Here is a 10035-nt window from a genome sequence, read left to right on the forward strand (position 1 = left end):
GCGCTCCGCCGGGCGGGGCGGTAGATTGCGCGCCCGACTGCCCCGTCCCTCTCGAACGGCGCCCCAATGGCCGGCTACTTCATCTACTCGCTCGACGGCGAGGCGTTCACGCAGCTCGTCACCGAGCCGACCGACGCCCAGGCGACGGCGCTGGCGGAGCATCTCGCCGGGGAGTACGCCGACGACCTCGCGCACGCCGGCTGGCCGACGGCGGTCGCCCCGCTCGCTGAGTTGATCAAAACGCGGCTCGCCGCGGCCGACTGGTACGGGGACTTGTCCGACGAGCAAGGTCAGGTGTGGGACGCCGTCGTTCGGTCGTTCACTTACGAGCCGGGCGAGGCGTGCGGGCTCGGGTTCGAGTGCACGGACTACGAGAGCATCTACTGGGACTGCGCGGAGTTCGCCGCGGCGAACGGGGCGCCGCTGATGGACGAGCGGACGTTCGGCTGCTCCGGGTTCCGCTGCCCGCCGGAGAAGCGGTCCCAGTTGGAACGCTACTACCACCTGATGACGCCCGCCGAAACGCGGACGCTGCACGAACAACTCAAGGCCGTGGAGCCGCACGCCAAGGCGCTGCCGGGATATGACCCGGAGGGGCTGGACGAGGACGACGAGGCGGTCGCCACGCAGTTCTTCCTCGGCCTGTTCGGCCCCGTGGCGGACATGGTCGCCCGCGGCCGGTCCCTGTTCGTGCAGCTCGACACCTGAGCGGCCCCGGCGAGCGCCCCGCGCGGCGGGCGGCCTGCGCTCAGCCGGCCGGACACTCCGGCGGGGGCAGCGTGGCCATCGCGTCCCCGCCGCACCCGCCGCAGTCCAGCGAGGCCAGCCCGGCGGCCGTCACGGCGGTGTCGGACAGGTCCAGCGCGTCGAGCCGCGGCAGGTCCGCCAGGGCGACCAGTCCCGCGTCCGTCACGTCGGTGCCCCGCAGCGAGAGGGCGTTGAGGTTCGGACAGAGCTGCACCAGGGCCGACAGCCCGGCGTCCGTCACGGCGGTGCCGGCCAGGTCCAGCGCCCGCAGCTTCGGGTGGAGCCCCATCGCGGCGACCCCGCGGTCGGAGACGCGGGTGTGGGCCAACGAGAGCCGCATCAGCGCCCCCCCGCCGTCGCTCAACCGGGCGAGTCCCGCGTCGGTCACGTCCGTCCGGGCGAGGTTCAACTCCACGGCCGCCGGACAGCGGATCAGGGCGTCGAGACTGGCGTCGTTCAGGTCCGCCCCCTCCGCCAGCACCCGCAGCAACGACGGCTGACCGGCGAGGGCGGCCAACGCGCCCCCCACCCCGCGGCCGCCGGTCAGGTCGAGTTCTTCCAGCCCCGCCGCGTTCGCCAGCGCCGCCAGCTCCCCGTCGGGCAACCGGCAGCGCCGCAGGGAGACGCGGACGAGGTTCGGCTTGGAGAGCAACGGCTCCAGCCCGCCGGCCTCCACGTAGCAGTCCCGCAGTTCCAGCGTCGGGTGCGTGTGCCGGGCCGCCGCCCGGGCGGCCTGCTGCGCCGACAGCGTCGCCCGGTCGAACCCGACCCGGGTGACGTACGGCATCCAGTCCAGCCGGTCGAGGAACTCGCCCACGGTGTCGGCCGCCCCGTCGCCGCCCCGGTAGGTCGCCGCCACCGGGGTGAACCACGCCGCGAAGTCCTTCGGCAGCGGCGCCCATCGCCGCAGGTCGCCGTTCACGTAGTGCCCGAAGTCGACCGCGTGCCCCTGGTAGCGGGCGACGTGCCCCTGCCACGCCGCCGCCGTGTGCCGGAACGTCGCGGCGCCCAACAGCAGGAGGACGAGCAGCCCGAGCCCGGCCGCCCGCGGACGGCGACGAACCCAGCATTCCAGACGGCAGGGCGTGGGCAGCCAGGCCGCGCCCCGGCGGGCCGCCCGCGCCAGACGGGCGGAGCGGGGTTCGGAGCCGGCGGCGGGCGGGAGTTCGTACATGGCGGAGACCATACGCCGCCGGCCGCCCCCCGGATCACCCGAAATCGTCGGATTTTCAGTCCCAATATTCCGTCTAAGTAATCGGCGCCGCGGGCGAACGGGCGGGGAGTTACTCCGGGTGAGGGCCGAACGTGAACTCCGGGCCGCCCCGGCGCTCGGACTCGAACCCGCGCAGAACCAGCAGCGGGTCCTCGTCGATCAGCGCCCACGGCAGGGCGAGCCATTCCAGCACCGGCGGCCAGTCGAACGCCGGATCGGCCGCCGCGGCGGTCACCCGCGTACCGGAGAGGTCCAACATCTGCAACGACGTGAGCCGGGCGAGGTGCGGCAGGGCGCCCCGCGGAGGGGGCCGCCCGGCTACAGCGCCCGCTTGGATTTGCGGCCTTTTTGGAAGCTCTCCACCACCATATTGCCGAGGTCGTCCGCGTTGCAGTACGCGGCCACGCCGCCGGTCACCTGGGCCATCTTCTGCACGAAGTTCACCAGACCCAGATAGAAATAATCTTCGACCAGGGCGAACGAGGAGATATAAATGCCCTCGTTGGCGCAGCGTTTGGCCTCCTTCAGCGTCGCCGCGGCGCTGCGGGGGCTGGGGGGGTAGATCAGCTTGATGCTGCGGTCCTCGACGTGGGCGGTCGGCTCGCCGTCGGTGATGACGATAATCTGCCGATTCGCGGCCGGCTGCTTCTTCAAGATCCGGCGGGCGAACTGCAACCCGGCGTGGATGTTGGTGAAGTGCTCCGGCACGAAGCCCGGCGGGCGGTCCAGCGGGATGGTCAGCCGCACCTGCGGGTCGTAAATGCTGACCGGCTTGGGGGCCGACATCAGCAGTTCCTTCTCGCTCAGCGGGCTGGCGTAGGTGTAGAAGCCGACGGTCCGCAGGAAGTCGCCCTGATATTTCCCCCGCACCAGGCCCTGCAGGGCCATCGCCACCTTCTTGGCCTGGCCGTATTTGCCGTAGCGGCTCATCGAGCCGCTCATATCGAGCAGCACGACCGTGGCGCAGGCGGTTTGATATTCGCTGTCGTGAACGACGAAGTCCCCCTCGGCGATGTCCACCGGCGTGCCGCCGCCGGTGCGGACCATCGCGTTCTTCATCGTCTCGTGCAGGTTCAGATTGGAGACGGGGTCGCCGTATTCGTAGGCCTTCGTCTCCTCGTGCACCGTCTGGCCGGCGCCGCGGTGGCGGGTCTCGTGCTTGCCAAGCTTGTCCTTGCCGCGGGCGTCGAACAGCTCTTCTAAGGCTTTGCTCTCGACGCGCTGAATGCCCTTGGGGGTGACGCGGTATTTGCCCTCGCCGTCCTTTTCCACGAGGCCGCGTTTGACCAGCGCCTCGACCAGTTCGGGATTCTCCTCCTCCCACCGCTCGAAGTTCTCCATCACGTCCTCGCCGAAATCGGTGAGGTATTCCGAGATCTGGTCGAAGACCGCGTCCGCGGACTGCGGGCTGAACTCCTCGGACCCGTCGAAGGGGCGATATTCGTAGTTCGGCACGGGGGGCGGTCGGGCGGGGGTCGGGGCGGACTGCGGGGGAAGCGTTATTCGTCGTAGCCGGGCGGCGGGCGGTCGGCGCCGCCGCGGAGCTTGTCGCGGAACAGGGCGGCGCCGCCGGAGAGGGCGCCGATCAGGCCGCCGCCGAACACGCACCAGCCGGTGTAGCGGGCGGCCTGGGCGTGCCAGTTGTCGGCGCCGGGCTCCTCCGGTTCGCCGGGGGCGGGTTTCTCAATGGAGACGCCGGTGTCGATTCCCGCCACGTCGCCGACCGTGAGGTTCAGCGCCCCGAAGGCCCCGCCCAGCGCCCCGCCGATCAGCAGGCCGCGGACCACCTTCGCCTTCCCCGGGGCCGTCACCGGCGGCCCGGGCGGGCCAGCCGCTTCGACGGCCCGGGGATCAACAGGCCCGGGTTCAGCGGGCTCGGGCGAACGGGCGGGCGCGGTGGAGGTGCGGTCGGGCATCGGACAGGATTGTACGGGCGGTCGGACGCCCGGACAGACGCCCGCTTGCCGCGGGCGGGGCGCCGTCCATGATGCGAAACCCGCCCCCGTCGCCCCAAACCCCCGAGGCCGCCGTGCGTTCCCTCCCCTTCCCGCTGCTGCTCGGCCTGAGCGCCGCCTTCCTGCCGACCGCCGCGGCCGACGACTGGCCGCAGTGGCTCGGCCCGCAGCGCGACGGCGTGTACCGGGAAAACGGCGTGACGACGGACTTTTCGAAAACGCCGCCCAAGGAGCTGTGGCGGGTCCCGGTCGGCGGCGGCTACGCGGGCCCGGCCGTCGCCGGCGGGCGGGTGTTCGTGCCGGACTTCGTCCTCGAGGACGGCGAGTTCCCGGAGAACCAGTTTTCCAACCCCGACCTCGCCGGCCGGGAGCGCGTGCTCTGCCTCGACGCGGAGACCGGCGAAACCCTCTGGGAATACGCCCCGCAGGTCACCTATAAAATCCAATACCCCGCCGGTCCGCGGGTCACGCCGACGGTGGAGGCCGAACGCAGCGGATTCGGTCTCCCGGGGGGCCGGGTCTATTTCCTCGGGGCGATGGGGGACCTCGTCTGCCTGAACGCGGCGACGGGCGAGAAGATGTGGGGTTACAACGTGACGGAGAAATTCGGTTCGGTCGTGCCGCAGTGGGGGTTCGCCTCGCACCCGCTGGTCGACGGGGAGAACCTGTACGTGATCGCCGGCCCCGCCGACGGCCCGCTGCTGTGCGTGAACAAAACGACCGGCGAGTTGAAGTGGAAGGCCTGCACCGCCGAGGACGAATGCGGCTACGCGCCTCCCGCGATGTACGAGTCCGGCGACAAAAGGATGGTGCTGGCCTGGACGGCCGAGAGCGTCAACGCCGTCGACCCGGCCACCGGCGAGGTGTTCTGGAGCGTGCCCGCCGCGGTGAAGTTCAATATGTCCATCGCCCACCCGATCCGGGCCGTGGTCGAGGGCGAGGAGTATCTTTACTGCATGTCGACCGACCCGCAGGCCGTCGTGATGTTGAAATTGGCCGACGACCCGACGGCCGAGCCGGAGGTGGCGTGGCGGGGCGACGCCCAAACCGGGATGGACGGGGTGATGAACACCCCGGTGTACGCAGCGACCGTCGGGGAGCACGGCTTGCTGTTCAGCCCGGCCCGCAACGGCGTCTACGTCGCCGCCGACCCGCTGACCGGCGAGCAGGTCGCCGAGGACCGCCAGTTCTTCGACTCCTCCAACAACTGGGGCACGATCTTCACCACCCCGCTGGGCGACTCCGCCGACGCCTACTTCGCCGTCGAGACCGGCGAGCTGCAGAGCGGGTCGCTGTCCGCGGAGGGGGCCGAGGTGAACGGTTCGGCGAAGCTGCTCGAACCCACGCAGATCGCCGGCAACCGCCGCGTCCTCTGGGTGCACCCGGCCTACGCGATGAGAAGCGTCTTCTGGCGGAACGACAGGGAACTGGTGCGGGCCGACCTGGCGAAGTAACGGCCGGTTCCGGGTCTCCCCTCTCCCCTTTTGGGGGAGAGGGGTCGGGGGTGAGGGGGCGGTGACTCCCGCGTTCTGTTCACCGACCGCCCCGCTCTCCCTCCTGTGCGTCGCCGCAAAGAGCGAAAGCGTGTGAACCGCGCGTCACCCTCACCCCCGGCCCCTCTCCCTCGAGGGAGAGGGGGGAACGCCGGCGCCCTCACACCGTGCAGAGCCGCACCGCCTCGGTGAGTCCCTGCACCGGGTCGTTCTTCGGAATAAACTCGTGGGCGAAGTAGCCGTCGAAGCCGGTGTCGGCGATCGCCTCGGCGATCGGGCGGTATTGCAGTTCCTGGGTCCCGTCCAGTTCGTTCCGGCCCGGATTGCCGGCGGTGTGGTAGTGGCCGAAGGCGTCCTTGTGCGTCTTGATGGTGCGAATTAAGTCGCCCTCCATGATCTGCATGTGATAGATGTCGTACAGCAGCTTAAAGTTGTCGCTGGCGACTTTGTCGACCAGCTTCACGCCCCAGTCGGTGTTGTCGCACATATAGTCCGGATGGTTCACCTTGGAGTTGAGCAGCTCCATCTGGATCGTCACGTCGTGCTTCTCGGCCAGCGGGACGATCTGCTCCAGGGCCTTGGCGCAGTTCTCCAGGCCGGTTTGCCGGTCCATCCCGCGGGCGTTGCCCGAGAAGGTGATGACGTTCCGCCAGCCCTCCGCGGCAGTCGCCTTAATGCTCTCCTCCAGCGCCGCCAGGCAGGCGTCGTGAAACTTCGGTTCGCACAGCCCGTCGGTCAGGGCGTGGGAGCCGGTCATGGTGCAGACCATGCCGTGTTTTTTGAGGGTCTCAAAGTCCTGCCCCGGCTTGAGCAGGTCCACGCCGACCAGCCCGAGTTCCTTACCGAGCGTGCACAACTCGTCCAGGCTCATGCCCCGGAAGCACCATCGGCACACCGATTGGTTGAGCCGGCCGGCCGTGGCGGAGGCGCCCTCTTCTTGGAGGCGCCCGTGAGCCGGGGCGGCGGCGAGGGCGCCGGCCGCGGCGGCGCCGGCGGCGAGGGCGGAGCGGCGGGAGAACGCGGGCGAGGGCATCGCAATGTTCCGATGAGAAAAGGGAACGCCGATTGTTCGCCCCCGGGTTCCCTGCCGCAACGGGACGCGGGGCCGCCGACGCTCACGCCGGGGCGGGGTCGTCGGAGGAAGCGTCCAGGGGCTTCGTCGGGTCGGGCTCGGTGAAGATGACCGTGCCCAGGGCGAGGGCCGCCCCGCCCGCGGCCGGCGGCAGGCAGGTGATCGCCACCAGCATTTCGAACGCCCCGGCGAGGAACGCGTCCGGCGGGGCCGCCGCCTGGGCCCGCTCGGAGGCGACGAAGCCCCCGATCGCCCCCGCCCCAAACAGCACGGCCGCAACGACGGCGGCGAGTCCCGCCCGCCGCCGGGCGACCGGCCCCGTGAGCCATTTCAACGCCGCCCAGGCCCCGGCGACGCCGACCGACAGTTCGCCGAGAAACAGGAAGGCCCACCCCAGGGCGGCGCCGCCCACCTCGCCGGCGAACAGCGCCGTGACCGCCAGCGCCGGCGCCGCCCACAGGGCGCACGCCAACCCGCAGCAGCCCGGATAGCAGCCCGACTGATCGGGTTCCCGGGCCGGGTCGATCTTCCGCAGCGGGTCCGGCGGCGGCGGACCGGGGGCGATCGCGGGCGGGTCGCTCATGCGAACGTCGGGCTCTCGGGCGCAGCGTCCGGCGCCTGACGGAGGGCCCAGCGGCCGGCGAGCGCCGCCGCCCCGCACCCCAGCGCCGGCAGCGCGACGAAGGCGGTGAAGAAGTAGGCGAGGTGTTCCTCCCGGGAGGTGGCCTCGCCGAGGAACCGGGCCAGCAGCGGGCTGAGGAGCGCCGTCGCCGCGGCGAACGCGACGAACCCGATCTGCCCCCACCGCGTGAACCGCTCCTGAGCCAGTTCGCTGTGCCGCCAGAGGACGGCGGCCGTGATCGCCGCGACCAGCACGAACAGCGTCCCGCCGCCGGCGACCAACAGCGTCGGCACGCCGCCGACCGCGGTTCCCTCCAACAGCGTCAGAAACAGCGCCGGGCCGAAGGTCAGCAGCGCCGCCAGCACGCACCCGCCGACCCACCCCGCGGTCTGGGCCAGCGGCCGGCGATAAACCGGCGGCCCGCACGCCGCCGCGACCCACGCCCACAGTAGGGCGCCGCACGCCGGCCCGGTGAGGAAGACGGCGAAAGTCAATTCGCCCACCGGTTCCACCTGCCCCCGCACGGCCTGCCCGATCGCCGCGCCCCAGTAGGCGGCGGCCCCCGCGCAGGCCCACCGGGCGACCGCCCCAGCCGGCTCGCGGACCGCGGCCAATCGGTCCCGCGTCCGCCAGGCCTGCCACCCGGCGAACGCCGCCAGTCCCGCCAACACGCCCCAGAGCGTTTCCTCGTTCAGCGGGTCCCGGGTCCGGTACGGGTAATTGAACGAGCGCCGCCCGTCCTGCACCAGGAACGTCAGCCACAGGCCCGAGAGCAGCGTCAGCGCCGCCGCGCACGCGCAGCCGATCACCCACACCGCCGTCCGGCCCGGCGGATGCGGATGCGGCGGGTCGGCGAGAGGGTCGGCGAGAGGGTCGGCGCCGGGCGGCGGGAGGACGGGCGGCGGGGGCGAACTCATGGAACGTTCATACTCTCCCGCGGTCGCCGGCGTGCAGGCCCCACCGGCCCCAGGCCCCGGCGAGGGCGAGGTATAGCCCGCCCCACAGCAGCCCGGCGGTCCCGAGACCGGCGACGCGTTCGTCGATTGGGGCGAACCACGGCGGGTCGTTTCTCGCCTCCCACACCTCCGCGGCCCACGGCCCGCCGGCGGCGGCGATCAGCAGCCCGGCCGGCATGAGCCACAGGCAGACCCGCCGCGACCGCACCTTCCCCGACAGCCACCACCCCAGCGCCGCCGACAGCGCCGACAGCCCCCCGCCGACGGCGTACCCGACCCACCGCTGCCCGCTCAGCAGGCCGGACAGCACGCCGACGTAACTTGCCGCCGGCCCGGTCCAGCCAACCGCCGCCATCGTCCAGGCCCAGCGGTAGACGACGTTCATCTCGCCCCCGCCGCCCCGGACGAACCGGCCCCCCCGTCCGCCGGGAGGAGCGGACGGGGTTTGATCGGGGGGACGGTCGACATCGCCCGGCGAGTTTAGCCGGGCCGGCGGGGCGAGGTCATGCGGCGGTCGCTCACTCCGCGTCGGCGGGCGGTTCGGGCTGCGGGTCGGCGGGGGCGTCGGCGGCCCGCTTCTTGCCGGTGTCGCCCGGCGGGTCGGTCATCTTCCGCAGACGGAACAGCAGATCCTTCGGGCCGGTTTTGAACTTCGTCGGCCGGTCCGCGGAGAGGGAATAAATCAGCACGAGTCCCGCGATCTCCGGCTCGGCGTCCTCCCGGCCCTCCTGCGACTTCTTCATCTGGACGCGGATCAACGCCGGCGCCCTGGACCCCTTGTCCGGGATCGTGCTGACGAGGTCGGCGAACCACACGCCGTCCGTCTTTTTCAGCTTCAAATCCTTCGCCGACATCAACTCGTAGGCGCTGGCGTAGAGATTCCGGCTCTCTTTATCGACCACGGCGAGCGTGTCCGAGGTCACGATCACGCGGTTGTCCTTCAACCGCTCCGCCGGGATCGGCTCGCCGAATTTTTCGCCGGCGACGATTCTGTAGGAGCCGCGAAGGTCCGGCGCTTTCGCCTCGCCCTCCGGATCGTCGGCGAGGAGGGGCGCGGCGGACAGTAGCGCGGCGAGCGCCGCGGCGGGGACGAACAGCGAACGCATCAGGACGACTCCGGGGCGGCGGGCTGGGGAGCGGGAAACGACCGCCGCACTCTCCCCGCCCCGCCCCGGCCGCGTCAGCGGAGATCGCCAACCGCAGAGATCGGGGTCGCCCCGCGGTCGACGGGTCCGTCGGCGTCCACCCAGCGGCCCGGGTCGTGGGCGAAGGCGTCCCGGGTGCGGGCGCTGCGGAACAGGAACAGTCGCCCGCCGTACAACACCGCGTGCTCCACCCGGCCGGGGACGGTGAAGCCCTCCGCGGCGGCGAGCACCACGTCCCCGCCGTCGGCGACCGGCAGGTACCGCTCCGGGTCCAGCAGGAACGCCGCCCGGGCCACGGGGGAGGAGAACCGATAGGTCTTCCCGCCGAACTGCGTGACCACCCGCGGGTCCGCCTCCGTGAGTCGCCGGTCGTCCCGCACCGCGACCGGGCAGAACCGCCCGAACGCCGCCGGCAGCTCGACCTCCGGCGTCGCGACGACCGGCGTCGCGACGGCCGGCGTGGCCGCGGCCGGGGCGGCGGGCTCCCGCCGGGCCGGCGGCGCCGAAACGGGGGCGAACTCCAGGTAGGCCCGCCCGGCGGGGGCGGCCGGGGTGGGCGTCAGCGCGAGCGTCGCCCGCCCGGCGGGCGCCGACGGCACGGGCGCCGGGCGGGCCGGCTCGAAGAATTCCGCGTCGTCGAACCGCGGGCCGGCGGCCGGGGCGGCGGCCTCCTCCGCGAGTTGCAGCGCCTCCGAGTCGAACAGCCCGACCGGCCGCTCCTCCGCGGCCTCGTCGGCCGAGGGCTCCTCCTCTTCGATCTCGATGTCGAACAGCACCACCGCGACCGGCTTACCGTCCGGCCCGACCGGGTTGAGGTCCCCCGCCGGCGCCG

The 10035-nt window shown here is 72.1% G+C and carries 11 protein-coding genes and 1 pseudogene; 2 read left to right on the forward strand and 10 right to left on the reverse strand.

Annotated features, from left to right (window positions below; genetic code table 11):
- Positions 1-66: 66 nt before the first annotated feature.
- On the forward strand, positions 67-708 hold the full coding sequence (locus ACG2DA_RS11050) for a hypothetical protein (protein WP_395255684.1): 642 nt from the start codon (positions 67-69) through the stop codon (positions 706-708).
- Positions 709-748: 40 nt separating this feature from the next.
- Here the strand turns inward: ACG2DA_RS11050 and ACG2DA_RS11055 are convergent, their stop codons facing one another.
- The 4 genes from ACG2DA_RS11055 to ACG2DA_RS11070 form a co-directional block, all read right to left on the reverse strand.
- Positions 749-1933 carry a hypothetical protein gene (locus ACG2DA_RS11055; protein WP_395255685.1) on the reverse strand — a complete coding sequence of 395 codons (1185 nt, stop codon included), beginning with the start codon at positions 1931-1933 and terminating at the stop codon, positions 749-751.
- 97 nt (positions 1934-2030) lie between these two features.
- Positions 2031-2219, reverse strand: coding sequence for a hypothetical protein (locus ACG2DA_RS11060; RefSeq protein WP_395255686.1), 189 nt, complete (start codon positions 2217-2219; stop codon positions 2031-2033).
- Between the two features lie 59 nt (positions 2220-2278).
- A complete protein-coding gene (locus tag ACG2DA_RS11065) occupies positions 2279-3415 on the reverse strand; it encodes a VWA domain-containing protein (RefSeq protein ID WP_395255687.1) in 1137 nt (378 codons plus the stop codon).
- A gap of 44 nt (positions 3416-3459) precedes the next feature.
- The gene (locus tag ACG2DA_RS11070) at positions 3460-3771 is read right to left on the reverse strand and encodes a hypothetical protein (RefSeq protein WP_395255688.1); all 312 of its coding nucleotides are present in this window, start codon (positions 3769-3771) and stop codon (positions 3460-3462) included.
- Between the two features lie 218 nt (positions 3772-3989).
- On the opposite strand from ACG2DA_RS11070, the gene ACG2DA_RS11075 reads away from it, so the two are divergent.
- Complete coding sequence (locus ACG2DA_RS11075; RefSeq protein WP_395255689.1) at positions 3990-5369, forward strand: PQQ-binding-like beta-propeller repeat protein; 1380 nt, start codon at positions 3990-3992, stop codon at positions 5367-5369.
- Between the two features lie 199 nt (positions 5370-5568).
- Here the strand turns inward: ACG2DA_RS11075 and ACG2DA_RS11080 are convergent, their stop codons facing one another.
- The 6 genes and pseudogenes from ACG2DA_RS11080 to ACG2DA_RS11105 all read right to left on the reverse strand — a co-directional run.
- Positions 5569-6441: a hydroxypyruvate isomerase family protein gene (locus ACG2DA_RS11080; RefSeq protein ID WP_395255691.1), complete on the reverse strand. Its 873-nt coding sequence runs from the start codon at positions 6439-6441 to the stop codon at positions 5569-5571.
- A gap of 82 nt (positions 6442-6523) precedes the next feature.
- Positions 6524-7063 (reverse strand): hypothetical protein, encoded by a 540-nt coding sequence (locus ACG2DA_RS11085; RefSeq protein WP_395255693.1) that lies wholly within the window; start codon positions 7061-7063, stop codon positions 6524-6526.
- A complete protein-coding gene (locus ACG2DA_RS11090) occupies positions 7060-8019 on the reverse strand; it encodes a hypothetical protein (protein WP_395255695.1) in 960 nt (319 codons plus the stop codon). Before ACG2DA_RS11090 ends, ACG2DA_RS11085 begins: the two co-directional genes overlap by 4 nt.
- A gap of 7 nt (positions 8020-8026) precedes the next feature.
- Positions 8027-8443, reverse strand: a complete 417-nt coding sequence (locus ACG2DA_RS11095; protein WP_395255697.1) for a hypothetical protein — start codon at positions 8441-8443, stop codon at positions 8027-8029.
- A 133-nt stretch (positions 8444-8576) separates the two neighbouring features.
- A complete protein-coding gene (locus ACG2DA_RS11100; RefSeq protein WP_395255700.1) occupies positions 8577-9164 on the reverse strand; it encodes a hypothetical protein in 588 nt (195 codons plus the stop codon).
- Between the two features lie 74 nt (positions 9165-9238).
- Positions 9239-10035, reverse strand: a pseudogene (locus ACG2DA_RS11105) (hypothetical protein); the annotation flags it as partial.

The organism is Alienimonas sp. DA493, assembly GCF_043951915.1.
Taxonomy (GTDB): domain Bacteria; phylum Planctomycetota; class Planctomycetia; order Planctomycetales; family Planctomycetaceae; genus Alienimonas.

Excerpts from the sequence above, each read along its gene's own strand:
- ACG2DA_RS11090 (WP_395255695.1), bottom strand. The coding sequence starts at position 8,019 with ATGAGTTCGCCCCCGCCGCCCGTCCTCCCGCCGCCCGGCGCCGACCCT.
- ACG2DA_RS11050 (WP_395255684.1), top strand. The coding sequence starts at position 67 with ATGGCCGGCTACTTCATCTACTCGCTCGACGGCGAGGCGTTCACGCAG.
- ACG2DA_RS11055 (WP_395255685.1), bottom strand. The coding sequence starts at position 1,933 with ATGGTCTCCGCCATGTACGAACTCCCGCCCGCCGCCGGCTCCGAACCC.
- ACG2DA_RS11080 (WP_395255691.1), bottom strand. The coding sequence starts at position 6,441 with ATGCCCTCGCCCGCGTTCTCCCGCCGCTCCGCCCTCGCCGCCGGCGCC.
- ACG2DA_RS11060 (WP_395255686.1), bottom strand. The coding sequence starts at position 2,219 with ATGTTGGACCTCTCCGGTACGCGGGTGACCGCCGCGGCGGCCGATCCG.
- ACG2DA_RS11085 (WP_395255693.1), bottom strand. The coding sequence starts at position 7,063 with ATGAGCGACCCGCCCGCGATCGCCCCCGGTCCGCCGCCGCCGGACCCG.
- ACG2DA_RS11100 (WP_395255700.1), bottom strand. The coding sequence starts at position 9,164 with ATGCGTTCGCTGTTCGTCCCCGCCGCGGCGCTCGCCGCGCTACTGTCC.
- ACG2DA_RS11095 (WP_395255697.1), bottom strand. The coding sequence starts at position 8,443 with ATGAACGTCGTCTACCGCTGGGCCTGGACGATGGCGGCGGTTGGCTGG.